This window comes from Pseudomonas sp. LBUM1643, assembly GCF_059716215.1.
This window is the reverse complement of the sequence record NZ_CP166813.1, coordinates 5,149,713-5,175,204: the sequence shown is the minus strand read 5'-3', so window position 1 is coordinate 5,175,204 and position 25,492 is coordinate 5,149,713. Positions and strand designations below refer to the sequence as shown.

The following is a 25,492-nucleotide window of genomic DNA, read 5'->3' as shown; positions in this document are numbered from 1 at the left end:
GGTTTATACTGCGGCGCATCAAGCCATCACCGCGTTTCACAAAGGTTGACTCAATGTCCATGCGTAACGATGCCAACGACGACTTCGATGATGTACCGAGCCTGCGTGCCGACAGCCTCGATGACGATGATTTTGTACCCGCCGCTCGCCACTCGGTGCATTCGCGCCCGGCACCCGTGGTCAAGGTCAAAGGCCCGAGCACCGGTCCGCTGTGGGCGTTGGTCGGTGCTTTGTTCTTTGCATTCGCCGGCCTTGCCTGGTGGAGCTTCCAGCAGATTTCGCTGATGGAACAGCAGTTGGTGGCGACCCAGGAAAGTTTTGCGCGCATCAGTGAAGAAGCGGCGGGGCGCTTGCAGGATATCTCCGGCAAGGTGGTCGCCAGCCAGACCAATGTCTCCAGCGATAGCGAGGCGTTGAAGCTGCAGATCAAGCAGCTGGAAAGCAAACTCCAGGATCAGAGCAAACAGCAGCAAGGCGTTGTCGGTCAGGCCTCGGATCTGGACAAGCGCCTGGCCCAGATGACGGCGCAAACCGCCGAACAGGACAAGCGTCTGGCGCAGGCCACCACGCTGGCTACCGAGCAACAAACCCTCAATACACAGTTGCAGGCTCAGCTCAAAACGTTGAGCAGCGAATTGGCCGCGCTGAAAAGCGCACCGGCTGACACCAGCAAAATCGATGCGCAGCTCAAAAGCCTTGGCGCCGATATCGCGGCGCTGAAGAAGCAAGGCAACCCGAGTGCGGCGATCGAGCGCCTGGAACAGGACATGATTGTGCTCAAAAGCGAGCAGGACAATCGTCCGGCCGCGAGTTCGGGTGGCAACACGGCGGAATTCGATGCCTTCCGCAGTCAGGTCAGCCGCAATATCAACACGTTGCAGGCGCAGATCCAGACGCTGTCAAAGCAGCTCAACGCGCGGCCATAAAAATCGGAATTTGAAGAAGGGGCTTTTCGTGGCGAGCGAGCTTGCTCGCGCTCGACTGCGCAGCAGTCGCAAATTATCCCTGCGGTTTAGCTGAAGAGCCGGGGTGAATGATTTGGGGAGGCTTCGCCACCCAGCGCGAGCAAGCTCGCTCGCCACAAAAGCTCACTCGACAGCAAATCTTCGCTCCATCTATTTCTTCGTGTTTTTCCTGAATACTCCTACATATCCTCATCCCGTCTACGCTCTTGAAACACCAACAGGAACGAGGGATGCGCAATGGGGGTTTTGCATAGATTGGCGTTGCTGGGGGCTCTGCTGTTACTCGGCTTGAGCCAGGCACACGCTGCCGGAACGGAAAAAGACGACAGCAAGGCCGCCATCGCCTTGCTGGAAAAAGCCCTGGCCTATTACCACGATAATGGCGACAAGGCCTTCGCCGCGTTCAGCCGCCAGGGTGAGTTTGTCGACAAGGACCGTTACGTGTTTGTGGTCGACACCAAGGGCGTGATGCTCGCCAGCGGTGGTCCGTCTTCAGCGTTGATTGGTCGAGATGTGTCAGATGTCCTCGGCCCGGACTTGCAGAAAGCCTTCAAGGACGCCTTGAGCGTGCCTGAAGGCAATGGCATCCAGCAGGCCGAGTATCGCTGGCAGAACTGGAACGACGGCAAGATCGAGCGCAAGCACGTCTACTACCAGAGGATCGGCCAGCGCATTCTCGCGGTAGGTTATTACCTGCCACGAGCGTCGGCGGAACAAGCCATGGCGCTGCTGAACAAAGCAGCAGGCGACCTGGCCAAGGACGAAAAGGGCACGTTGACCGCGATCAACTCCCTCAAGGGCGGTTATTTGCAGGATGACCTGTATGTCTTCGTGGTGGACCTGGACACCCAGCGCTATGTCGCCCACGGCACCAACCTGCGATTGATCAACACCGATTTCAGCAAGATCAAGGACCCCGACGGTAAACCGGTGGGCGAACCGATTTTGGCGCTGATCGCCAGGCAGGATTACGGTGAATATGAATATAAATGGAAGAACCCGGTAACCGGGAAGGTTGAAGCCAAGCATGCCTATTTGAAGAAGGTCGGGCATTTCCTGGTGGCGGTGGGGTATTACAGCCCTTGAGGGTAAGTGACTGATAGATCGCTACCGCGAGCAGGCTCACTCCCACAAGATCATCATCGATCACGGTTTTGTGAACGATTGAGATCAATTGTAGGAGTGAGCCTGCTCGCGATAACAGCGACTCGGTTCCCTCTACCGAACCTTATCCTCACGCCCCCGCAACACCGCGTTCGGCATGGCAATCGCCGCCGCCAACCCCAGCAACGACACCGCCGCACTCACCAGCAGCAAATGCTTAAACGTCATTAGCAACTCTGCACGCAAGGCGTCCTGCGCCTCACCCGGCGCGGCATTCAAGCCATCGAGCAAGACATTCCCCGAATGACCTTCAGTGATCAGCGTGGAGCCAGCCAGGTGAGCGAAATTCGAATCCTGCAACAAGGCCAGCAGCAGCGCCGACATTAACGCGACACCCACGGCGCCGCCGAGGGAGCGAAACAGGTTGGTGGTGCTGGTGGCAACGCCGATGTCCCGTTGCTCCACCGAGTTCTGCGTTCCGACCAATGAGGTGGGGAACTGCATGCCACTGGCAATCCCGCTGAGCACCATGAACAGGCTGCTCCACATCATTGCCTGTGGAGGGCTCAGGGCCATGCCGACGATCGAGATCGGCATGAGCGCGGCGCCGCCCAGGATCATTGGCTTGTAGCGACCGGTCACCGAGGTCCGGCGTCCGGCGAAATAAGCACCAATCGGCAAACCGATCGCCAGCGGCAACAGGTGCAGAGCCGCGCTGTCTGCCCCGGCGCCGGTGACGCTCTGAAAGCGCAGCGGCATCAGTACGATCAACGAGATCGCCTGGAAACTGGTAAAGAAAATCGTGCACCAGCAGAGGATTGCTGTGCGGTTGGCAAACAGATGCATCGGCAGCAATGGCTCCCGCGCCCGGCGTTCGTGCCAGACGAACAGCGCCAACACCAGCACCGCACAACCGAGCAGACCGGTCACTTCGCTGCTGCGCCACGCATAGCCCTGGCCAACCTGGGTGATGCCCAGCAGCAACGCGGTCAAACCGATGATCATCAGCACGGTGCCGAGGTAATCGATGACCGGTTTGCGTTGTGGCACCGGTAACCCGACCAGCGTGCGATGGGCCACCAGCCACGCGATCAGACCCAGCGGCAAGTTGATCAAAAACACCCAGCGCCATGACAGGTACTCGGTCATGTAACCCCCCAGCATCGGCCCGGCCACGCTGGCCACGGCGTACATGCTGCTGAAGTAACCCTGGTAACGACCGCGCTCGCGAGGTGGCACGATGTCGCCGATGATCGCCTGGCTGACCGACACCATCCCCCCCGCGCCAATGCCCTGAAGAATCCGCGCCAGCACCAGTTGCTCCATGCTCTGGGCCACGCCGCAAAACAGAGAAGACAGTGTGAACAATCCCATGCCGAACAGCATCAACTTGCGCCGACCGTACAGGTCGCCGAGTTTGCCGTAGATCGGCACGGCCACCGTCATCGCCACCATGTAACCGGAAATCACCCAGGCCAGCAGCGAGACGTCCTTGAATTGCGCGGAGATGGCGGGCATCGAGACCGCCACGATGGTCTGATCCAGCGCGCTGAGGAAAATCGCCAGCATCAGGGCAATCAGCACGCTTTTAATGGCCGGCTTGGGCGTTTCCGGCTGCTTGAGATTGGTCACGGTAAAACCTGCGGGCAGTGAATGACCCGCCAGCCGCCAGGCCCGCGGGGATGCTCGCAGTGTAAGTCGATAGCAAGCTATTCGATAGCCTCGTAGGGGAGGCCGACGTAATTTTCTGCAATGGTTCTGCGACCCGCCTCGGAGTCGACAAAGTACGCCAGCTCCGATTCGGTGATGCGCTGGCTGAACGCGTCCTGATCGTCAAAACGGTGCAGCATCGACGTCATCCACCAGGAAAACCGCTCGGCTTTCCACACCCGGCGCAGACAGATCTCAGAGTATTTCTCGAGCAAGTCCAGGCGTCCTTCGCGATACACCTTCAACAGAATATTGAACAACGTACTCACGTCGCTGGCGGCCAGGTTCAGACCCTTGGCGCCGGTGGGCGGAACGATGTGCGCAGCATCGCCGACCAGAAACATCCGACCGTATTGCATCGGTTCGACCACAAAGCTGCGCAGCGGGGCGATGCTTTTCTCGATCGACGGCCCCGTGATGAGGGCGTCCGCCAGGGCAGTTGGCAGACGGGATTTGAGCGTCTCCCAGAAACGCTCATCGGACCAGTCCTCGACCTTGTCGTCTGCCGGAACCTGGAGGTAATAACGGGTGCGGGTGGCTGAACGCATGCTGCACAGGGCGAAACCCTGCTCATGGCGGGCGTAGACCAGTTCTTCGTGGACCGGAGGGGTGTCGGCGAGAATCCCCAGCCAGCCGAACGGATAAACCCGTTCGAATATATTCAGGCAGGTGGCGGGAATCGATTGCCGCGCCACACCATGGAAACCGTCACAACCGGCAATGTAGTCACAATCGAGCCGGAAGGTTTCGCCGTCCTTGTCGAACGTGATGTACGGCTCCTCGGTTTTCATCCCGTGCGGCACAACGTTGCTCACGCCATAGAGGCTCGTGGCGCCGGCGACCTGACGAGCGGCCATCAGGTCTCGCGTGACCTCGGTCTGGCCGTAAACCATCACGGTTTTACCCCCGGTCAGCGCTTGCAGATCAATGTGCACCTGACGCCCGTCGAGTGCCAGGTCGAACCCCGTGTGGACGAGGCCTTCGGCGTCCATGCGTTGACCCACGCCAGCCTGACGCAGCAGCTCTACCATGCCTTGTTCAAGGACGCCGGCACGGATTCGCCCGAGCACATAATCCGGGGTCTGGCGTTCGAGGATGAGGGTGTCGATGCCAGCGTTATGCAGCAGCTGGCCGAGTAGCAATCCAGACGGACCGGCGCCGATAATGGCGACTTGGGTTTTCAGCGTTTTCATTGTTTTTATGGCTCGCAAGCTTCACGCGACCAGGGTCGGTGAATGATTTTTATGGATCGAGTGCTTGCATTTTTCACTTGCGAGTCGGTCAATTGAAGGGGAAAACTGAGCTGAAACCTGTACATTCTGCCAATCGGTGCGATTATCGCCCACCACTTCTCCGAGGCCTGATTGAAGTTATGAACAAGCCTGCCCTGCCTTCTATACCGGTGTTCAAGCTTTACGGAGAAAGCCTGGACTGGCCAACACCTGACTTGCTGCACTGTGAAACCATTTCCAGGCGCAGCCGTGAACATCAGTGGGAGATCAAACCCCACCGCCACGCCGATTTATGCCAGTTGCTCTTCGTTTTCAAAGGTCAAGCAGAGCTTGAAATAGAAGGCAAACGCACAAAGCTCACTGAACCGGCGATCCAGATCCTGCCGCCCTTATCGGTACACGGCTTCCGGTTTTCCGAAGACGTCGAAGGGTTTGTCGTGACGCTGGCCGCGCCGTTGCTCAGTCATCTGCAAGCACAGCTGGGCAATTCCCTGCAGGCGCTGGCACACGCCGACAGTTATCCGGCAGGCAAGGACAGCGACTACCTCAATAGCCTGTTTTCAGCATTGCAGGACGAATACACCGGCCATCAACCGGCGCGCGAAATGCTCATGCATTCGCTGGTCAGCGTGATCCTGGTGTGGGCCAGCCGGCAGGCGTTGCAGCGGCGGTCTGCCAGCCAGCGTCCGCAGCGCGCGCGGGAATACCTCAACGGGTTTATCCAGCTGGTGGAGGAGACGTATCGCCAGCACGTCAAGGTTGAAGACCTTGCGCATCGGCTGGGAATTTCCGTGTCCCACCTCAACGGCACCTGCCGCGAGCTGGCGGGACAACCGGCCTTGCAGATCATGCACGAACGGCAACTGCTGGAGGCCAAGCGCCTGCTGACCTATACCAGCATGACCATTTATGAAATGTCCGATGTGTTGGGGTTTTCCGATCCGACCAACTTCACGCGTCTGTTTCGGCGCAGGGTCGGGATCTCACCCAAGGCGTTTCGCGACCGTTTGAAGGCCGATCAGGACAGCGACACCTGACACCTTTCGCTAGCGAAGGGCGTTGAGGGTCGCGTTGTGGGGAATGCAGCGCTCGAAGTTACAACTCGCGTATTCGCGGGGCAGTTGCCGCAGCTGTTCGACCCGCCAGGCAGCGGTGCCATAAAGTGCCAGCGTCGCGGCGCAGGTGACGAAAATGGCGAGGTATCTTCTTGTTTTGATGTTCATGGCGTTGACCTCTGAACGAATACCCATGGGTATTACTTTCAGCATAGGCCAGTCGGGGTGGGATGCCAGTCAAACATCATGCGCATGTAGCCCGACATTCAGAACACTGATGAACCCGCTCCCACAGGTTGGATATCCTACCGTTTCATGGATTACAGCCCTAGAGCCCTACATCCCACTCAGGCTCTTGCGGAAACCTCAGCACCAGAAAATCCAGCAGGCTGCGCAGCGTTGCCGGCATGTGTTTGCGTGAGGCATATACCGCGTAGATGTTCATCTGCCGAGGCTCGGCCCGGGGCAACAGGCGAATCAGCTCACCGCTGTGAATGTGCACGCCAGCCTGATAAGTCGGCAGCATCGCCACCCCGGCGCCTGCCAGGGTGGCGCGCAGTAGCGTGCTGGCTTCGTTGGCGCTGATGTTGCCTTGCACTGGCACCGACACCGGCTCACCGTCCTGCTCGAAATGCCACAGGCTTTTGCCAAAATAGGAATGGGTCAGGCAATTGTGCTGGTTGAGGTCCTCGACCCGTTGTGGCGCGGGGTGCTCGCGCAGGTAGTCCGCAGAGGCGCAGATCACCGAGCGACAGACGGTGAGTCGTCGGGCGATCAGGTTGGGGTCCAGGTCGTTGCTGGTGCGAATGGCCAGGTCGATCCGCTCATCCACCAGGTTCACCGTCCGGTCGAGCATCTGCATGTCGATGCTGACGCCGGGGTAGCGCTTGACGTACGCGGCCATCGCATCCGCCAGTTGCGCCTGTCCAAACGAAGTACTGACACTGATGCGCAGCGAGCCGCGGGGGGCATCGTTCGGCTCGCTGACAGCGGCTTGCATGTCACTGGATAGTTCGAGTAGTTGCCGACAACGGGGCAGGACCTCGCTACCGGCGGCGGTCAGGCTCAATTTGCGCGTGGTGCGGTGCATCAGGCGCGCGCCGACCCAGTCCTCCAGTTCCGCCAGATAGCGCGACACCACTGGCCGCGACAGGTCCAGATGATCAGCGGCGGCGGATTGACTGCCAAGGTCGACCACCGTGACGAAAACACGCATTGCTTGAAGACGATCCATGATTTGCCCGATTTCAGAAACAAACTATGTCTCAGCATCGCATTTTTTGTACTGAGTCAGGCAACTAAGCTCTGTTCCCTACACGGCACCGGCCAAGCTAGGCCATCGACAACGGAGCAACACATGATCGGCTTCACTTCTCTCAAACGTATTTTGCTGGCAACGGCCGTGTTTGGCTTTGCCGCCCATGTGTCGGCGGCTTCGACTCTGACCCTGGATGTCTACAACCCAGGCGACAAGGCGATTTTTCCGGTGACCTCGGTGCTGGTCAGTGGCGAGAAGGACGCGATCCTGGTGGATGCACAGTTCGGCCAATCTCAGGCCGAGCAAGTGGTCGAGAAAATCCGCGCGAGTGGCAAGCAACTGACCACGATTTACATCAGCCACGGTGACCCGGATTACTACTTCGGCCTCGACACCCTGACGGCTGCGTTCCCGAACGCCAAGGTACTTGCGTCGCAACCGACCGTGGATCACATCAAAAAAACCGTCGACGGCAAACTCGCGTACTGGGGGCCGAAAATGGGCGCCGACGCGCCGGCCAAAACCATTGTGCCGGGCGTTCTCAAGGGTGACAGCCTGATGCTTGAGGGGCAGAAGTTGCAGGTGCTGGGTCTGGACGGCAAACAACCGGATCGCAGCTTTGTGTGGATCCCGTCGATCAAGGCCGTGGTCGGTGGCGTGGTGGTCGCGCAAAACATTCACGTCTGGATGGCCGATACCCAGACGGCAGAGTCCCATGCCGATTGGTTGGCTACGCTGCACGCCATCGAAACCCTGAACCCGAAAACCATCGTGCCGGGTCATTACCTCGGTGAAAGCACGCGCTCACTGGCTGCGGTGCAGTTCACGGCCGATTACATCAAGGCTTTTGATGAGGAAACCGCCAAGGCAAAAGATTCGACCGCACTGATCGCCGAGATGAAAAAGCGCTACCCGACACTGGGTGAAGAAAGCTCGCTGGAGCTGAGTGCGAAAGTCGCGAAGGGCGAGATGAAGTGGTGATGAGGTAGCCGGTTTCTGCGGGCTGAAAAACTTTTGTGGCGAGGGAGCTTGTCGGACCGCCGCACCGTCCCGCTCGAGTGCGCAGCGCTCGCAAGATTTCGGGGCCGCTGCGCAGCCCAGCGCGAGCAAGCTCGCTCGCCACAGGTAGAGCATCAAGTTATTCACTGGCATGTCGAGCATCAAGTTATTCACTGGCATGTAGCGCATCAAGTTATTCACTGAGTCGGAGAACGTCATGAGCAAAATCGCAATCATCGGTGCCACCGGTCGTGCCGGTAGCCAACTGCTGGAAGAAGCCTTGCGTCGTGGTCATAGCGTTACTGCTATCGCCCGCGACACTGCCAAGGTGGGTCCGCGTGAGGAGGTGATCAGTCGCAATGTCGATGTGCTGGATGCCAACGCATTGCAGGCCGCCGTGGCCGGGCATGACGTGGTGATCAGCGCCGCGCATTTCGCCACGATTCCGGCCGGTGCGGTCATCGGACCGGTGAAAAATGCCGGGGTCAAACGGCTGCTGGTGGTGGGCGGCGCCGGGTCGCTGTTGATGCCGGACGGAACTCGCGTGATCGACAGCAAGGGCTTTCCTGAGGCATACAAAGCCGAAGCAAGCGCCGGGGCGTTGTTTCTGGAAAACCTGCGTCAGGAAAAGGATCTGGACTGGACGTTTGTGTCGCCATCGGCAGAGTTTGTCGAAGGCGAGCGCACCGGCACGTTTCGAATCGGCAAGGATGATTTGCTGGTGAGCCGTGAAGGCCGCAGCTGGATTACCTTCGCCGACTACGCAATTGCGATGCTGGATGAAGTGGAAACTCCGAAGCATTCGCGCCAGCGGTTTACGGTCGGATACTGATCCAGTAACACCGCCATCCCTGTAGGAGCTGTCGAGTGAAACGAGGCTGCGATCTTTTGATTTTGCTTTTTAAAAACAAGATCAAAAGATCGCAGCCTCGTTTCACTCGACAGCTCCTACATGGTCCTACGCGTTAAGCAAATCGTGTGCGACAGCTCAACGCGATTGAGCCTGCTCCACCAACCACCCCATCAACTCGCGCAGTTTCGGCGAAGGCCCCGGCTTTTCCGGGAACACCAGGTAATACGCCAGTCCGGTTTTGACCTTCAGTTCAAACGGCATGACCAACCTTCCGGCGCTCAAGTCATCGCCAATCAACGACCAGTCTCCGATCGCCACGCCAGTCCCTTGGGACGCCATCGACATGGCCAGGTCCAGGGTTTCGAAATGCTGACCCTTACTCACATTGTTCAAGCGCACATCAGCGGTCGCCAGCCAGGCTTTCCAGTCTCGCTCATCCCGTGTCGGGTGCAGCAGCAGGTGCTGTTCCAGGTCATCCGGGATGCGCAACGGCACTGACCCTTCAAGCAGCGGTCTGGAACAGACCGGCGTCAGCTGCTCATCGAACAAGTGAAACGAGGCCAGCGCGCTGTCTGGCGGCGCACCGTACATCACAGCTGCATCGAACTGTTCGCGGTGGAAATCCACGCCGTGTTTAACCGTGGTGGTCAACTCCACCGGCACGTCCGGACGCTCCCGTTGCCATTGCAACAGACGCGGTAGCAACCAGCGCATGACACAGGTCGGTGCCTTCAGTTGCAGGGTTTCGCGCTTCGCGCCGATTTGCTCCACGGCCTCGTCGATCAACCCGAAAACCTGCTGCACCCGTGGCAGCCATTCCCGTCCTTCAGCGGTCAGTTCCAGGCCGCGTGCCTGACGAATGAACAGTTCATAACCCAAATGATCTTCCAGCCCGGCGATCTGCCGGCTCACCGCGCCTTGGGTGATGTGCAGCTGTTCGGCGGCACGGGTGAAGTTGCAGCACTGCGCGGTAATCCAGAACGTGTGCAGCGCCGGCAGGGGAGGCAGTCGTTTCATTGGGATCCAAGGTATGACGTGAGGACATGGCTAGTATGACTTTTTATCCATTGTTGAGGCGAGGTGTCGCCCGTTCAATGAGGCCATCCCTGGACCTGCCTGCGCATCATAAACATTGCACAGGTCCGGCGTCTCAAACGAACAAGAAGGGCAAACACATGGCGACGTGCGGCGAAGTATTGGTCAAGTTACTCGAAGACTATGGGGTTGAGCAGGTGTTCGGCATTCCCGGGGTTCACACCGTGGAGCTGTATCGCGGGCTGGCCCGTTCGAGCATCAACCACGTCACTCCGCGTCACGAGCAGGGCGCCGGCTTCATGGCTGACGGCTATGCACGCACCAGTGGCAAACCCGGCGTGTGCTTCATCATCACCGGCCCCGGCATGACCAACATCACAACAGCGATGGGCCAGGCCTACGCCGATTCGATCCCGATGCTGGTGATCTCCAGTGTGCAATCGCGCAGCCAGTTGGGTGGCGGTCGCGGCAAGCTGCACGAGTTGCCGAACCAGAGCGCGCTGGTCGGTGGCGTGGCGGCGTTCTCCCACACCCTGATGTCGGCGGCTGAATTGCCGGGCGTTCTGGCCCGTGCTTTCGCGTTGTTCCAGGCGGGTCGCCCGCGTCCGGTGCACATCGAAATTCCGCTGGATGTGTTGGTTGAAGACGCCGACGATTTGCTGACCAGCGTGCCGGTGCAGATTGATCGCGCCGGTGCTTCGCCGTCCGCCGTTTCGCGCATGACCGACTTGCTCGCGGGCGCCAAGCGTCCACTGATCCTCGCGGGTGGCGGCGCCATTGACGCTGCCGCCGAACTGACTGAATTGGCCGAGTTGCTGGACGCGCCTGTCGCGCTGACCATCAATGCCAAAGGCATGCTCGAATCCGCTCACCCGTTGCTGATCGGTTCGACCCAGAGCCTGGTCGCTACCCGTGCGCTGGTCGCCGAGGCCGACGTGGTGCTGGCCATCGGCACCGAACTGGCCGAGACCGATTACGACGTCACCTTCGCCGGTGGTTTCGAAATTCCGGGCAAGCTGCTGCGCGTTGATATCGATGCGGACCAGACCGTTCGCAACTACCCGCCGCACGTCGCCCTCGTCGCCGATTCACGCCATGCGGCCCAGGCGTTGCTGAGCGCGCTGTCGCACAAATCCCTGGCTGAGCGCCGCAACGATTGGGGGCAGGTTCGTGCCGCCCGTCTGCGTGATGAATTGGCCGCCACCTGGGATGCCCCGACGCTGGCGCAAACGCGCTTCCTCGAAACCGTCCTGCACGAACTGCCGAACGCCGTGTTCGTCGGCGATTCGACCCAACCGGTTTACACCGGCAACCTGACATTCAACCCTGAGCGTCCGCGCCGCTGGTTCAACTCGTCCACCGGTTACGGCACCCTCGGCTACGCCTTGCCGGCTGCCATTGGCGCCTGGCTCGGTGGCAACGTTACAGCGGGCGCGCGTCCTCCGGTGGTGTGCCTGATCGGTGATGGTGGCCTGCAATTCACCCTGCCGGAACTGGCCAGCGCCGTTGAAGCGCGCACGCCGGTGATCGTCCTGTTGTGGAATAACCAGGGCTACGAAGAGATCAAGAAATACATGGTCAACCGTGACATCGAACCGGTGGGCGTGGACATCTATACCCCCGACTTCATCGGTGTGGCCAAGGCGCTGGGCTGTGCGGCCGAGGCGGTCAACGGTGTCGAGCAACTGCGCGCCGCTCTGCGTGTGGCCAGTGATCGTCAAGGCCCGACCCTGATTGAAATCGATCAGACAGCGTGGATGCAGGCGGTGTCGAAATGAGCTTCGCTTTGACATTACCGACCACGCTTGATGGTCTGTTCATCGACGGCCAATGGTCGGCCGGCCCTGAACACCTGCGCGTGATAAATCCGGCAACCGAAGCCTTGTTGACCACCGTTAATGGCGGCGATGCGCACTCGGTCGATCAGGCCGTCAATGCGGCAGCCAACGCGTTCAAAGACTGGTCGCAAACCACCGGCGCCGAACGTGGCGCGGTCCTGCGCAAGATCGCGGCGGGCGTGCAGGCCGGTCGTGAACAACTGATGCATCTGCAGTCCGGCAACAACGGCAAGCCGCTGTTCGAAGCGGCCATCGACGTCGACGATGTGATCACCACGTTCGAGTATTACGCAGGGCTCGCTGAAGGCCTGGACGCCAGGCAGGACAGCGCCGTAGAGCTGCCGAGTGACGAATTCAGCGCCCGTGTGCGCCGCGAACCTTGCGGTGTCGTCGGCCTGATCGTGCCGTGGAATTTCCCGATGGTGACCACCGCGTGGAAACTGGCGCCGGCCCTGGCTGCCGGTTGCTGCGTGGTGCTCAAACCGTCTGAAGTGACGCCGCTGCCGGAGCTGGAACTGGCGGCGATCATTGCCCAAGCCGGTCTGCCCAAGGGCGTGTTCAACCTGGTCTGCGGCACGGGCCTGGCGGTAGGCGCACCGCTGTCGGTCGATCCGCGCGTCGCCAAAATTTCGTTCACCGGCAGCAATGCGGTCGGCGTGCAGGTCATGCAACGCGCGGCAGAAACCGTCAAAGGCGTGAGCCTGGAACTGGGTGGCAAATCCTCGCTGCTGGTGCTGGCCGATGCCGACATCGAACTGGCAGTGGAAGTGGCCTGTGGCGGCGGTTTCTACAACGCCGGGCAGATGTGTTCCGCCACCAGCCGTGTGCTGGTCGCCGATGAACTGGCCGATGAATTCCTGATCCGCTTGAAAGCTCGTGCCGAAGCGATTCGCGTGGCGGACCCGTTCGATCCTGCGGTGGAAATGGGCGCGCTGGTCAATCAGGCGCAATACCAGCGCGTACTCGGCCACATCGACCGTGGTTTGAGTGCGGGCGCGAAACTGATCTGCGGCGGTAATCGCCCGGCAGACTTGCCGCGCGGATATTTTTTACAGCCGACCATTTTCACCGACGTGCCCCAGGGCAGTGCGTTGTGGTGTGAGGAGATTTTCGGCCCGGTTATTTGCGTGCGCAGTTTCGCTTCAGAAGCCGAGGCGATTGCCCTGGCCAACGACAGTCAGTTCGGTCTGGTCGCCAGCGTGGTCACACGCGACGCCGAAGCCGCGGATCGCGTCGCTAACGCGTTGCAGGCGGGGCTCGTGTGGATTAACGCGCCGCAGGTGATCTTCCCGCAGACCGCCTGGGGTGGCTACAAGCAGAGCAGCATCGGCCGTGAATTGGGCCCATGGGGCCTGCAGGCTTTCCAGGAAATCAAGCACGTGATTCGGGCCGTCTGAAGGCACGAAAAAGGTCAGCGCGTGCCTCCCCGTGAGGCATGCGTCAGCGTCATGGCTTCGATGAGTTTTTATCGATAGTCAGGTGTTTTGCACAACCTCAGGATGAACTCGCTGGCTCAGCCAAGCCCCCGAAAATACGGGGGCTAATGCTGCTCCGGTCGCGCGGATGCAACAGTTTCGACCTGCCTTATACCTACAAAAACAAAGGGAGTCCGTAATGGGCGAGCATGATCTGAACAGACGTCAATTCATCAAGACCGTGGGCGTAGCCTCGGTGGCAGCGGCGGCCATGAGCATGCCGTTCATCAAGGCCAATGCCAGCGACACCCGTTTTGCCGGCAAGACTCTGCGTCTGCTGACCTGGTCCGATGACACCGGCCTGGCTGCACTGCGCAACATCGCCGCGACATTCGAAGACAAGTACGGCTGCAAGGTCATCGCTGACCGCACCGGCAGTACTTCGGAAATGGTCGCCAAACTCAAGGCCGGCGGTGACCGTCCGCAGTACGACATCATCACCCTGGCAGGCGTCGGCGCCGAAGGTCTGGCCGCCGCCAATCTGCTCGAAAAACCTGATCTGAACCGCATTCCCAACCTGGTCGACGTACCGGAGAAATACCGCACCGGCGCCAACGGTCATGGCATCGGTTACCTGTTGTGGTGCAACAGCCTCGTCTACAGCACCCGCACGATCAAGGAAGCGCCGGACAGCTACGCCGCTCTGTGGGATGCGGACTTGTCGCCGAACATTTTCCTGCCGCCGCCGAACTGGACCGAGGCCATGGACCTGATCATCATCGCCGCCAAACTGGCCGGTGGTGACGAACACAACATCGAGCCGGGCTTCAAGAAACTCGCTGAACTCAAGGACCGTGTGGTGACGCTGGGCGAGAACCCGAACCAGATCGCCGAGCTGTTCCGCACCGGTTCACTGGACATGGGCGGTTTGTACGCGCCGGCGTTCTTCCCTAAACAGATTCGTGACCCGGCGTACAGTCTGGGCGCGACGTTTGGCATGAAGGAAGGTTTCTACACCGACCTGATGCTGTCGGTGATGCCGAAGAATCGTCCGGGCGATATCGACATGGCTTACGCCTTCATCAACCACTCTCTGGACCCGCTGGTGCAGGGCAAGATGGCCGAGGACATCTACAACGGTCCGGTCAACGCCAAGGCCATCATCTCCGCCGAAGCGCGCAAGAGCCCGTACATCCTTACGCCGGAGCAGATTGCCGAGAAGGCGATCATGCACGACAACGCCTTCCTGGCTTCCGTGCATGACCAATGGATTCGTCGCTACACGGAAATCTTTTCTTCCTGATCTGCGCCTTCCTGAAGGAACCCGAATCCCCTGTAGGAGCTGCCGAAGGCTGCGATCTTTTGATCTTGATCTTAAAAAACAAGATCAAAAGATCGCAGCCTTCGGCAGCTCCTACAGGGATCGGGTTAGCACTTCGGCATCGCTGCGCAATTGATCTTCCATTGACGAGACCTTTGCTATGGAACACCAACCTTTAATCCAGTCGGTCAGTGCTGCCGAGCCGCGCGCGAAGCGGGGTGTTTCGCCCACGGTGCGCGCCTGGCTTTTCCTCACGCCATCGATGCTGTTCCTGGGTGTATTGATTGCCGCCAGTCTGCTGGTCCTGCGCATGAGCGTGGGCACCAAAGGGGCGGAATGGACCGGGTTCAGCCTGGCCAGTTACGCTCAATTGCTTGAACCGTACTACCTGAAATCCTTGCTGCTGACCCTGCGACTGGCGCTGATCAGTGCGGTCGTCGCCGTGCTGTTGGCGATCCCCGTGGCCTACACCATGTCGCGCCTGACCTCACCGTTCGTGCGCCGGATTTTCCTGGCCGCAGTGCTGTTGCCCTTGCTGGTCAACCTGTTGCTGCAAAGCTACGGCTGGCTGGTGATCCTCGGCCCGGGCGGGATGCTTAATCAGGCACTGATGGGACTGGGCCTGATCAAGCGACCGGTCATGCTGCTGTACAACCAGAACGGCGTGCTGATGGGCCTGGTGCAAACCGCCTTTCCCTTGGCCGTCTTGCCGATTGCCAGCGCCATGCGCGGCGTCGCCCGCACCTACGAAGAGGCTGCCGCCACCCTGGGCGCCAGTCGCTTGCAGGTGTTCCGCCAAATTGTTTTGCCGATGAGTTTGCCGGGGATCATCACTGGCGCCACGTTGGTCTTTGCCTATAACGCCAGCAGCTTCGTCGTTCCTTTGCTGCTTGGTGGCCGTCGCGTGCCGATGCTGGCGGTGATGGTGCATGACCAGATCGCCCCGCTGATGAACTGGCCCGCGGCCTCCGCTGCCGGTGTGGTGTTGATCGTCACCACGTTGGCGATCATGACCTTGTCCGAATACTTTACTGGCCGACGTCGGCGCAGGATGGAGGCTTCCCAATGAGCGCGCTGATCAAGAAGCGTCATTCGCTGCTGCCGGGCGACACCGGCAAATTTGCCGGCATCCTCTCGGGCTTCATCCTGCTGCTGGCGGTGTTGCCGATCCTGACCATGATCGTCATGTCGTTCAGCGGTGCCTCGAACCTCGACTTCCCGCCGAGCAGCTACAGCCTGCAATGGTACAAGGCCGCCTGGAACACCTTCGTCTCGCCCGATTCCAGTGACGTACTGAGCCTGGGCAAGGCCATGACCACCAGCCTGATGGTCGCGTGCCTGACCATGGTGTTTGCCACGGTCATCGCCGTGCCGGCAGCTTATGCGCTGACCCGTTGCGAGTTCCGTGGCAAGGCCGTGGCGATGCAATTGATGTCGTTGCCGCTGGTGTTTCCGATGGTGGTGTTGGGGCTGGCGCTGCTGCTGGTGTTCGACAGCTTGCCGTTCCATATGACCACTTCGCGACTGGTGATCGCCCACGTCATCCTGGCGCTGCCCTTCGTAGTGAAGAACTGCACGGCCGCGATGCTCTCCATCGGCACCGAAGTCGAAGAGGCCGCGCAGATGCTCGGTGCGTCGCCGACGCGGGCGATTGTCGATGTGGTGGTGCCGTTGATGAAATCGGGGATTCTGGCGGGGATGCTGCTGGCGTTCATCGTCTCTTTCAACGAATTCACCGTGACCTACTTCCTCTACACCATCGACGTCATGACCGTGCCGATCTGGATGTACAGCCGCACCGTGTCATCGCTCGACCCCACCGTATTTTCGTTTGCCGTGCTGATCGTGCTGATCGACTTCGTCCTGATCTGGGCGTTGGAGAAGCTGGTGGGCGAGGGCGGCGTTTCCTTTTGATTTGAGGTGCAACATGACTGGTCTGATTCTGGAAAACGTCGAGAAACATTACGGCTCGGCCTGCGCGGTGAAGGATGTAAACCTGCATTTGCCGGAGGGCAAACTGGTGTGTTTTCTTGGTCCGTCGGGCTGCGGTAAAACCACCCTGCTGCGCATGATTGCCGGCCTTGAAACCCTGACCGGTGGCGAGATTCGCCTGGACGGTGAAGACATCGGCCACACCCCGGCACATCAACGAAATTTTGGCATGGTGTTCCAGTCCCTGGCGCTGTTCCCGCACATGACGGTGGGGGAGAACATCGCTTACCCGCTGAAACTGCGCGGGGTCAGCAAGGCCGACCAGCAGGCGCGGGTGGTGGAGTTGCTGCAGTTGATTCAGTTGCAGGAAATGATCGACCGTCCGGTATCGAAGCTGTCCGGCGGCCAACGCCAGCGCGTGGCGATTGCCCGGGCGATTGCCTCGCGGCCGAAAATTCTGTTGCTGGATGAACCGCTGTCGGCGCTGGACGCCAAGTTGCGCGAGTCGATGCAGGTGGAAATCCGTCAACTGCAACAGCGCCTGAACATCACCACCATCATGGTGACTCACGATCAGCGCGAGGCCATGACCATGGCGGACATCGTGGTGGTGTTGGGTGAGCATCGCGTGCAGCAAGTGGGTACGCCGATCGAGATTTATCGGCATCCCGCCAACGAGTTCGTGGCGGACTTCATTGGTTCCGGCAACATCTTCCCGGCGACGGCACTGGGTAATGGAAAGGTCGGTTTGCCCGGCGGCGATGCGCTGCAAGTGCCGATCTGCAGCAGCATCGTGGTGGGGGAGAAGGTGAAGATGCTGATTCGGCCTGAGGATCTGCAGCTGTCGCAACCGCAAGCGACGGCGGGCAACCGGTTGCTGGGCAAGGTGACGTTTGTACGGGATATCGGTGCGACGATTGAAACCACGGTTGAGTGTTCAGGTGTTTCGTTTACGGCATTGAGCACGCCGTGTCAGGGGTTTGGATTGAGCATTGGCAATCCGGTTTCAGTGACACTGCCGGCTGAGGCTTGTCGGGTACTCGGCGCCTGACTGACTAGCCTCATCGCGAGCAGGCTCACTCCTACAGTAGATCGGTGTACACCGGCCCCCGTAGGAGTGAGCCTGCTCGCGATGAGGCCGGCAAAACCAGCACAAAAATCAGATCAAACGGTCAACCGCAACCGCGCCAGATCCCGCAATGGTGGCGCCCCAAACAACCGGCTGTACTCCCGGCTGAACTGCGAAGGGCTTTCATACCCCACCCGATACCCCGCCGCCGAAGCCTCCAGCCCCTCCGCGAGCATCAACCGCCGCGCTTCCTGTAAACGCAGCTGCTTCTGATACTGCAACGGGCTCATCGCCGTCATCGCCTTGAAGCGGTGATGCAAGGTCGACACGCTCAGGTTCACTTCCTTGGCCAGATCATCAATGCGCAACGGTTGTTCGTAGTTGCCGTTGAGCCATTTGATCGCCTGGCTGATGCGATGGCTCTGGCTGTTGGCGATGGCGATTTCATACAGCCGATGGCCCTGCTGGCTACGCAGCAGACGATAGAGAATCTCCCGGCGAATCAGTGGCGCGAGCATCGCGATGTCTTTCGGAGTATCCAGCAAGCGCGCCAGGCGCAGCACGGCGTCGAGCATGGCCGTGTCGATCCGCTCGACATACAAGCCACGACCCGTAGGGCGGGTGGGCACGCCGAGGGGGCCGGCGTCGGCGATCAGCGCGGTGATTTCAGCCGGGTCGATGTCCAGGCGTACCGCGAGAATCGGCTCTTCGGAGGTGACATTCACCACCCGCCCGCTCAAGGGCATCTGCACCGACACCACTAGATAGTTCAGCGGATCGTAGTTGAAGTACTCGTCCGCCAGCCGGACCTCTTTGCGCCCCTGAGCCATGATGCACAGCGCGGGTTGTGCCAGCACCGGAGCAAACTCATGGGACTGGCTGTGGCGGGACATGAACAGCGAGCCGACGGCAGTAGCATACGTGCCGTCCTCCATCGTGTTGCGGCGAATGATCGCGGCCAGCTCCGCACGCTGGCGTTCCATTTCGGCGTCCAGCGGGGCTTGAAAATGATCGAGCGACGACATGCGCGGCATCCTCGGTGGGGCATGGGTAATGAGGCGAGCTTAAATTTGTGCAAGCAACAACGGTAGACACATCCTGCCTGAAGATTGCCTGATTCTGCACGGGGTTGAGGAGGCCGGTTGCTTTAGCAGGCTATTGACCGCAAAACTTGCTCGAACGTCTGTTTCAATCCAGTGGCCGGATTTACAGGTTGTTACAGGTGCGCCATGAAGCTTCGCAGGATTGTGCAACAAGCCGGCAGGAATCGACTAACCGCACTATGACCGGCGCGCTTAACCTTTGATCCTGTCGCAGCCCGACCCACGGCTGCCACTCGAGTACCTGGGAGGTTGAACATGTCTACGCAGATCCCCGTCAGTCATATGGCTTTTGTACGTGCCCGCGCCGGGCGTTCAGCGGAGCTGGGTGCGCGGCTCAGTGCCCTGATCGAGCCATCCCGCAGCGCACCGGGCTGCTTGAGTTTTACCCTGCAGCATTCGCAATGCGATTCTGATCTGTGGCTGGTGTCCGGTTTCTGGACCCATCAACAAGCCATGACCGCCTACTTCAGCACCCCGGCCATGGGGGTTTTTGCCGAGCTGGTCCAGGAACTGGTGGTCAACAGCCTGGATTTTCACACCTTCAAAGAGGTGTCGGCAGTCCAGGCGATCGGCCAGACCCGGTCGTGGGTACACAAAATGGCGGGTTGAGGGTTTAATGGCTGAATTCTCAACTAGCCAGGATGCGCGACATGGCACGTAAAGCCTTTGAAACCTTTGAAGCTGTTTCCGCTGTAGTACCGGCTGAAGGTGGTTACCACGCCGCCATCGCTGTCAAAGCCCTCGGCGGGTCGGGTGCACCGCGCTTTCACAAGATTCTCGAAGACAAGGTCTTCAAAACTGCCCATGACGCCGACGAAGCCGCGGCGCTGAAATTGACCGGACTGAAGGACGTCAGCGACGACGCCGAACTCGTCTGGTAACTACTTGACCGCCCCCGGGCGGAACATCTTGAACAATGCCTCAGGCCCCAGCTGAAAATAATCCGCTGGACCGCCGCCGCGCAGAATCGGTTCTGCCGCGGCGGTGTCGTACACCCCATCCTTGAGCAGCCATTTGGCGATGTGCACGGCGACCACTTCGCCAAGTATCAGCCAGCTCGGCACCACATTCCCGTCGGCGCGTTGCAGCTGAATGATCTGGGTAACCTTGCACTCGAACGACACCGGGCTCTCGGCGACTCGCGGCACCTGAATGATTTTCGACGCGGCGGGCGTCAAGCCGGAAAGCTCGAACTCGTTGACCTCAGGCCCGACCATCGCGCAGCTCTGGTTCATCTGCTCGGCCAGCGGACGGGTCGCCAGGTTCCAGGCGAACTCGCCGGTCTGTTCGATGTTGTTGAGGCTGTCTTTGCGCCCGACGCTGGAAAAACCAATGATCGGCGGAATGTAGTTGAAGGCGTTGAAAAAGCTGTAAGGCGCCAGGTTCAAGCGACCGTCGGCGTCCTGCGAAGAGATCCAGCCAATAGGGCGGGGGCCGACGATGGCGTTGAACGGGTCATGCGGCAGGCCGTGACCGTTGGCGGGTTCGTAGAAGTGGATGTCGTCGGGCATAGGGTGAATTCCTGGTCTGTGTTCTGGATGCGCCAATAGTGCAAGGACTACCACCTGATTTCCAGCGACGCGATCAAGTGTGGGAGCGATCCTGCTCGCGATGGTGTGTCAGTCGACATCAATGCTAAATGACACACTGCTATCGCGAGCAGGCTCGCTCCCATAAGGGCTGTGTCAATTGAACGAAAAAGGGGCAGACCCGGTAAGGTCTGCCCCTTTTGTACGGAGCTTGCGAACTCAGTCCGTGGTGATCCGCGAATGCTTGCGGGTGTCTTTCATGGTGATGTACACCAGCAACGACACCGCGATGCACGCAGTCACGTACCAGTAGTAACCGGTTTCCATGCCGATGCTCTTGAACCACAGCGCGATGTATTCAGCGGTACCGCCGAAGATCGATACGGTCAGTGCATACGGCAAGCCAACGCCCAGGGCGCGGATTTCAGTCGGGAACAGTTCGGCTTTCACCACCGCGTTGATCGAGGTGTATCCGCTCACGATGATCAGCGCCGCCATGATCAGGAAGAACGCACCCCACCAGCTTTGAACCGTATGCAGCGCGGTGAGGATTGGCACGGTGAAGAGCGTCCCGAGCACACCGAAAGCGATCAGGATTGGTCGGCGCCCGATCTTGTCCGACAGCCCGCCCACCAGCGGTTGCAGGCACATGAACAGGAACAGCGTGGCGGCCGAGATCGTGGTGGAATCGGAGATGCTCATGCCCACCGTGTTCACCAGGTACTTCTGCATGTACGTGGTGTAGGTGTAGAACGCCAGCGTACCGCCCATGGTCAGGCCGACCACCGTCATCAGTTCCTTCGGATGGCGCATCAAGGTGCGCATGGCGCTTTCCTTGGCCTTTTCTTTCTTGGTGAACGACTCGGTTTCTTCCATGCCACGACGCAGGTAAAGCGCGACGATTGCACACAGCGCGCCGATGGCGAACGGAATGCGCCAGCCCCAGGCGTACAACTCTTCGGTGGTCAGGACATTCTGCAGGACGATCAAGACACCCAGCGCGATGAGCTGGCCGGAGATCAGGGTCACGTACTGGAAGCTGGAGAAGAAGCCGCGACGCTCCTTGGTCGCCATTTCGCTGAGGTACGTTGCCGAGGTGCCATATTCGCCACCGACCGACAGGCCTTGCAGCAAACGGGCGAAAATCAACAGGATGGGCGCGCCGATGCCGATGGTTTCATAACCAGGGCTCAGGGCGATCACCAGCGAGCCGAAGCACATCAGGTAGACCGACGCCATCAGCGCCTTCTTGCGACCGACTTTGTCGGCGTACAAGCCCATCAGCCAGCCCCCGATCGGACGCATCAGGAAGCCGACGGCGAAAATCGCAGCAGTGTTCAGCAGTTGGGCAGTGGTATCGCCTTTAGGGAAAAACGCTTTGGCGAAATAGAGGGAGAAGGCGGCGTAGACGTACCAGTCGTACCACTCGACCATGTTGCCGACGGAACCGCTGAAGATCGATTTGATGCGGCTGGAGGTGGTTCTAGGCTTGGCCGGCACGGCAGCCGACCCTGCGGGCAGGGTATTGGAGTTATCCATTGAAGGATCCTTCATTTAATTGTTTTTTTGGAGCGCGTAAAAACGCAGCCTGCCGGGGCTATAGCAGGAGGTGTGCCAACCGGGAGAGGGGCGGTTTAGAGGGGGCTAAGGGACTTTGTGAGCGGAAATCCGCTCATCGAGCAGCCGGCTTGAGCGGAAAATTGCTTAGTAGGTCCAAAGGTTTGCGTTAGCTTTACTGGCCTCATCGCGAGCAGGCTCACTCCCACAGTGGAACTTCTGTGAACGCAAAATTTGTGAACACTACAGAACTAAGGTGGGAGCGAGCCTGCTCGCGATGGGGCCGTTAGAACGCTACAAAAACATCTCGCGCGTCAGTCCATGCCGCTGCATCTTTTCATTGAAGGTACGGCGCGGCAGTTGCAACTCTTCGAGCACGGCTTTCACATCGCCTTTGTGGCGGGTCAAGGCTGCTCGCAGGCAGTGCGCTTCAAACGCTTCCTGTCGGGCCGCCAGCGACTGGCCCGGTTCGCTGCCCGCCGGTGCAGGTTCATCCAGCCCCAACACCTGGCGCTCGGCGACGTTGGCCAGTTCGCGCACATTGCCTGGCCAGTCATGGCTCAACAGATGGCTCAACTGCGCGCCGGTCAATGGCGGGAATGTGCGTCCCAAGCGCGCGGCGGCGCTCTGGGCAAAGGTATCGAACAACAACGGAATGTCTTCGCGGCGATCGCGCAATGGCGGCAGGCGCAGCTCGGCGACGTTCAGCCTATAGGCCAGATCCTCGCGGAAACGTCCCGCCCTGGCTTCGTCCAGCAAGTCCGGTTTGGTCGCGGCGATGATCCGCAGGTCCACGCGGATGCTTTGATTCGAACCCAGCCGCTCGAGCTTTTGCTCCTGCAATACCCGCAGGAGTTTCACCTGTTGGGCCAGCGGCATGCTTTCGATTTCATCGAGAAACAGCGTGCCGCCGTCAGCGTATTCGAGCTTGCCGATGCGCTTGCCCTGGGCGCCGGTAAACGCACCACTTTCATGACCAAACAGCTCCGCCTCGAACAGCTGCTCGGGAATCGCCGCGCAATTGAGCGCCACGAACGGCTTGTCGGCGCGAGGCCCGAAATCGTGCAAGCAGCGTGCTACCAACTCCTTGCCGCTGCCGGTTTCACCACGAATGAGCACGTTGACCGGCAGGGCCGCCAGCTCCAGCACCTGCCTGCGCAAGGTCTGCAAACCACGTGAGACCCCCAACAGCGTCGCATCGAGTTTGGCGCGATGGTCCGCCTGTTCGTGCAGGGCACGGTTCTCCAGGACCAGGCGACGCTTGTCCAGCGCCCGGCGCAGGCTGCCGAGCAGGGTTTCGGGGCTGAACGGTTTTTCGAGGAAGTCGTAGGCGCCATCGCGCATGGCGTCGACCGCCATCGGCACGTCACCGTGACCGGTCAGCAGGATGACCGGCAAGTCGGCATCGCGCCGCTGCACTTCGGCCAACAGTTCCAGGCCAGTCATGCCGGGCATGCGCACATCGCTGAGTATCACGCCGGGGAAGTGCCTTGGCAGTTGCGCCAGGCATTCATCCGCACGGCTGTACAACTGCACCTCGAAACCCGACAGGCTCAGCCATTGCTCGACCGCGTTGCGGATACTGCTTTCGTCGTCGACGACGATCACTGAATTGAGCATGAGCCATGAGCCTCCAGGTCGATCGGCAGGGTGAGGGTAAACACGGCGCCATTACCCAAATTGTCCGCGCTCAGGCGGCCGCCCGATTCGTGAACGATGGCAAAGGAGACGGCCAGGCCGATGCCCAGGCCATCGCCTACCGGTTTGGTAGTGAAAAACGGATCGAAGACCTTGGTCAGGTTTTCTTCCGCGATGCCACCCCCGTTATCTGCCACGCTGAGGCGCCAGAGTTGTTCGTCGGCCTCAAGGCGGATTTCCAGGCGCTTGCACGGTTTGTCCTGCATGGCATCCAGTGCGTTACGCAGCAGATTGATCAACACCTGTTCCAGACGAATTGCATCGCCCCGTACCCACGCTGGGCGAGTCAGGTGCAGCACCGTGCTGACCTGTTCGTCGCGCAGGCGAGTGTCGAGCAACTGCAGCGACTGGTCCACCACGGCTGCCAGATCCAGGCATTCGCGCAAGCCGCCGGGGCTTTTTCGAGCGAAGGTTTTCAGATGGCCGGTAAGGGCGGCCATGCGTGTCAGCATGTCATCCACCGGTTTGAGCGCCTTGTACGCATCATCGACGCGACCATGGTCGAGCAGCAGGCGCAACGTCGCCAGCTGCATACGCTGCGCGGTCAGGGGTTGATTGATTTCGTGGGCGAGGGCGGCGGACATCTGGCCCAGCGCCGCCAGTTTGGCAGATTGCACCAGGCCGTCCTGGGCGGTGCGCAGGTCACGGGTGCGCTCTTCGACCAGTCGCTCGAGCTCTTCGCGACTGCGCTGGCGCATTTTCGCCAGACGCCAGCGTTGGTTGAGAAACAGCAACAGGAACACCAGCGCCAGCCACAACCCGGCAGCGGCCAGCGCTGCATTGCGGCTGTCTTCGAAGGCCGTTTGTGGACGACGCAGCAAATGCAGCGTCCAGCCCTCGGCCGCCAACGGCAGGGATTCCCACAAATAATTCACTTTTCCGTCAGGACCGTCGACCTGCGTCAAATTGCTGTTGTCGTCGAAGTTTCGCAGCGTTTTGACATCCAGTGGCGTCAGCCGCTGTTTGTCGTATTGGCGGGTGGCCTTGAGTTCAGCGAGATCGCTGTCATTGAGCGGCTTCAATTGGCGATAACGCCAGCCCGGCTGGTTGGCGATGAAGACAATTCCGCGTGCATCGCTGACCAGCAAGGTGTCGTTGCCCTGGCGCCATTCACGCTCCAGTTCCGGAAACTCGAGTTTGACCACCATCGCGCCCAGAAACTGCCCGTCGTCATCGATAACCGCACTGGACAGGAAATAACCGGGAATCCCGCTGGTGACGCCCACTGCGTAGAAGCGCCCGGTGCCTTGGGTGCGGGTCTGACTGAAATAGGGACGGAAGGCGTAGTTATGACCGACGTAACTGCTGGGCAGGCGCCAGTTGCTCGCGGCGATGGCAAGGCCCGTGCGGTCGAGCAGTTCCAGGGTTGAGGATTCGGCGGCGCCGTTGATTTTCTCGAGTTTGCGGTTCAGTGAAGCCTGCAGATCGGGGTTTATGGCTCCCTTGAGCGCCGAGCGCAGTTCAGGGTCCAGCGCCAGCACGAGGGGCAGGGCGCGGTAGCGTTCGATCAGGGTATGCAATGACGTGGCGTACAGCCCCAACTGCTGATTGGCGCGAGCGGCATCTTCCACCAGCGCCTGGCGCTCGGCGTGACGCATGGCCAGGGTGGCCGCAAGGACTGCACCGGCGACGATCACAACGGTATAGAGCGTCAGGCGCAGGGAGCGAGAGTACTCGATCATACGGGGGCGTTACACACAGGGACGAAGAGGGGGCGCACGATAGCATGGGCCTCCCACGTCATCCACGCGCCACCCCCTGTAGGAGCTGTCGAGTGAAACGAGGCTGCGATCTTTTGAAGTTGTTTTTTAAGAGCAAG

Annotated in this window: 23 protein-coding genes; 13 read left to right on the top strand and 10 right to left on the bottom strand. The window is 60.0% G+C overall.

Going from position 1 to position 25,492, the window contains the following annotated elements; genetic code table 11:
• The first annotated feature begins 53 nt into the window (after nucleotides 1-53).
• Complete coding sequence (locus tag ACA063_RS23330; protein WP_497663538.1) at nucleotides 54-926, top strand: ATPase; 873 nt, start codon at nucleotides 54-56, stop codon at nucleotides 924-926.
• A 276-nt stretch (nucleotides 927-1,202) separates the two neighbouring features.
• Nucleotides 1,203-2,051: a cache domain-containing protein gene (locus ACA063_RS23325; protein ID WP_497663537.1), complete on the top strand. Its 849-nt coding sequence runs from the start codon at nucleotides 1,203-1,205 to the stop codon at nucleotides 2,049-2,051.
• Between the two features lie 132 nt (nucleotides 2,052-2,183).
• Here the strand turns inward: ACA063_RS23325 and ACA063_RS23320 are convergent, their stop codons facing one another.
• Together ACA063_RS23320 and pobA are read right to left on the bottom strand one after the other, a co-directional pair.
• Nucleotides 2,184-3,701: an MDR family MFS transporter gene (locus ACA063_RS23320; protein ID WP_497663536.1), complete on the bottom strand. Its 1,518-nt coding sequence runs from the start codon at nucleotides 3,699-3,701 to the stop codon at nucleotides 2,184-2,186.
• A gap of 77 nt (nucleotides 3,702-3,778) precedes the next feature.
• Nucleotides 3,779-4,972, bottom strand: a complete 1,194-nt coding sequence (gene pobA / locus ACA063_RS23315; protein ID WP_497663535.1) for a 4-hydroxybenzoate 3-monooxygenase — start codon at nucleotides 4,970-4,972, stop codon at nucleotides 3,779-3,781.
• Between the two features lie 179 nt (nucleotides 4,973-5,151).
• Between pobA and ACA063_RS23310 the strand changes: the two genes are divergently transcribed.
• Complete coding sequence (locus ACA063_RS23310; protein WP_162439658.1) at nucleotides 5,152-6,048, top strand: helix-turn-helix domain-containing protein; 897 nt, start codon at nucleotides 5,152-5,154, stop codon at nucleotides 6,046-6,048.
• 9 nt (nucleotides 6,049-6,057) lie between these two features.
• Here ACA063_RS23310 and ACA063_RS23305 read toward each other — a convergent pair whose 3' ends face one another.
• Both ACA063_RS23305 and ACA063_RS23300 read right to left on the bottom strand, forming a co-directional pair.
• On the bottom strand, nucleotides 6,058-6,261 hold the full coding sequence (locus tag ACA063_RS23305) for a hypothetical protein (RefSeq protein WP_162439627.1): 204 nt from the start codon (nucleotides 6,259-6,261) through the stop codon (nucleotides 6,058-6,060).
• A gap of 133 nt (nucleotides 6,262-6,394) precedes the next feature.
• Nucleotides 6,395-7,300 (bottom strand): LysR family transcriptional regulator, encoded by a 906-nt coding sequence (locus ACA063_RS23300; protein ID WP_497663534.1) that lies wholly within the window; start codon nucleotides 7,298-7,300, stop codon nucleotides 6,395-6,397.
• 123 nt (nucleotides 7,301-7,423) lie between these two features.
• Here ACA063_RS23300 and ACA063_RS23295 point away from each other — a divergent pair, with 123 nt between their 5' ends.
• Together ACA063_RS23295 and ACA063_RS23290 are read left to right on the top strand one after the other, a co-directional pair.
• On the top strand, nucleotides 7,424-8,305 hold the full coding sequence (locus tag ACA063_RS23295) for an MBL fold metallo-hydrolase (protein WP_497663533.1): 882 nt from the start codon (nucleotides 7,424-7,426) through the stop codon (nucleotides 8,303-8,305).
• Nucleotides 8,306-8,540: 235 nt separating this feature from the next.
• On the top strand, nucleotides 8,541-9,155 hold the full coding sequence (locus ACA063_RS23290) for an NAD(P)-dependent oxidoreductase (RefSeq protein ID WP_497663532.1): 615 nt from the start codon (nucleotides 8,541-8,543) through the stop codon (nucleotides 9,153-9,155).
• Between the two features lie 156 nt (nucleotides 9,156-9,311).
• On the opposite strand, the gene ACA063_RS23285 is transcribed toward ACA063_RS23290, so the two are convergent.
• Nucleotides 9,312-10,193, bottom strand: coding sequence for a LysR substrate-binding domain-containing protein (locus ACA063_RS23285; RefSeq protein WP_497663531.1), 882 nt, complete (start codon nucleotides 10,191-10,193; stop codon nucleotides 9,312-9,314).
• A 158-nt stretch (nucleotides 10,194-10,351) separates the two neighbouring features.
• Between ACA063_RS23285 and ACA063_RS23280 the strand changes: the two genes are divergently transcribed.
• From ACA063_RS23280 to ACA063_RS23255, 6 genes are all read left to right on the top strand, one after another.
• Nucleotides 10,352-11,989: a 5-guanidino-2-oxopentanoate decarboxylase gene (locus tag ACA063_RS23280; RefSeq protein ID WP_497663530.1), complete on the top strand. Its 1,638-nt coding sequence runs from the start codon at nucleotides 10,352-10,354 to the stop codon at nucleotides 11,987-11,989.
• A gap of 8 nt (nucleotides 11,990-11,997) precedes the next feature.
• Nucleotides 11,998-13,446 (top strand): aldehyde dehydrogenase family protein, encoded by a 1,449-nt coding sequence (locus tag ACA063_RS23275; protein WP_497666576.1) that lies wholly within the window; start codon nucleotides 11,998-12,000, stop codon nucleotides 13,444-13,446.
• A gap of 217 nt (nucleotides 13,447-13,663) precedes the next feature.
• Nucleotides 13,664-14,767, top strand: coding sequence for an extracellular solute-binding protein (locus ACA063_RS23270; protein WP_497663529.1), 1,104 nt, complete (start codon nucleotides 13,664-13,666; stop codon nucleotides 14,765-14,767).
• A 178-nt stretch (nucleotides 14,768-14,945) separates the two neighbouring features.
• Nucleotides 14,946-15,854 (top strand): ABC transporter permease, encoded by a 909-nt coding sequence (locus ACA063_RS23265; protein WP_162439652.1) that lies wholly within the window; start codon nucleotides 14,946-14,948, stop codon nucleotides 15,852-15,854.
• Nucleotides 15,851-16,699 carry an ABC transporter permease gene (locus tag ACA063_RS23260; RefSeq protein WP_497663528.1) on the top strand — a complete coding sequence of 283 codons (849 nt, stop codon included), beginning with the start codon at nucleotides 15,851-15,853 and terminating at the stop codon, nucleotides 16,697-16,699. The genes ACA063_RS23265 and ACA063_RS23260 overlap by 4 nt, the downstream gene beginning before the upstream one ends.
• A gap of 13 nt (nucleotides 16,700-16,712) precedes the next feature.
• Nucleotides 16,713-17,768 carry an ABC transporter ATP-binding protein gene (locus tag ACA063_RS23255; protein ID WP_497663527.1) on the top strand — a complete coding sequence of 352 codons (1,056 nt, stop codon included), beginning with the start codon at nucleotides 16,713-16,715 and terminating at the stop codon, nucleotides 17,766-17,768.
• Between the two features lie 113 nt (nucleotides 17,769-17,881).
• On the opposite strand, the gene ACA063_RS23250 is transcribed toward ACA063_RS23255, so the two are convergent.
• Nucleotides 17,882-18,811, bottom strand: a complete 930-nt coding sequence (locus ACA063_RS23250; RefSeq protein WP_497663526.1) for an AraC family transcriptional regulator — start codon at nucleotides 18,809-18,811, stop codon at nucleotides 17,882-17,884.
• Between the two features lie 333 nt (nucleotides 18,812-19,144).
• On the opposite strand from ACA063_RS23250, the gene ACA063_RS23245 reads away from it, so the two are divergent.
• Nucleotides 19,145-19,498 (top strand): putative quinol monooxygenase, encoded by a 354-nt coding sequence (locus tag ACA063_RS23245; RefSeq protein WP_497663525.1) that lies wholly within the window; start codon nucleotides 19,145-19,147, stop codon nucleotides 19,496-19,498.
• A 41-nt stretch (nucleotides 19,499-19,539) separates the two neighbouring features.
• Entirely contained in the window at nucleotides 19,540-19,770 is a 231-nt protein-coding gene (locus tag ACA063_RS23240; RefSeq protein WP_497663524.1) for a hypothetical protein, read from the top strand.
• On the opposite strand, the gene ACA063_RS23235 is transcribed toward ACA063_RS23240, so the two are convergent.
• The 4 genes from ACA063_RS23235 to ACA063_RS23220 form a co-directional block, all read right to left on the bottom strand.
• Entirely contained in the window at nucleotides 19,771-20,400 is a 630-nt protein-coding gene (locus tag ACA063_RS23235) for a flavin reductase family protein (protein ID WP_162439646.1), read from the bottom strand. It lies immediately after the preceding gene.
• 237 nt (nucleotides 20,401-20,637) lie between these two features.
• Complete coding sequence (locus tag ACA063_RS23230) at nucleotides 20,638-21,957, bottom strand: MFS transporter (RefSeq protein WP_497663523.1); 1,320 nt, start codon at nucleotides 21,955-21,957, stop codon at nucleotides 20,638-20,640.
• A gap of 312 nt (nucleotides 21,958-22,269) precedes the next feature.
• Nucleotides 22,270-23,595, bottom strand: coding sequence for a sigma-54-dependent transcriptional regulator (locus ACA063_RS23225; RefSeq protein WP_497663522.1), 1,326 nt, complete (start codon nucleotides 23,593-23,595; stop codon nucleotides 22,270-22,272).
• The gene (locus ACA063_RS23220; RefSeq protein ID WP_497663521.1) at nucleotides 23,580-25,355 is read right to left on the bottom strand and encodes a sensor histidine kinase; all 1,776 of its coding nucleotides are present in this window, start codon (nucleotides 25,353-25,355) and stop codon (nucleotides 23,580-23,582) included. The genes ACA063_RS23225 and ACA063_RS23220 overlap by 16 nt, the downstream gene beginning before the upstream one ends.
• Between the last annotated feature and the right edge of the window lie 137 nt (nucleotides 25,356-25,492).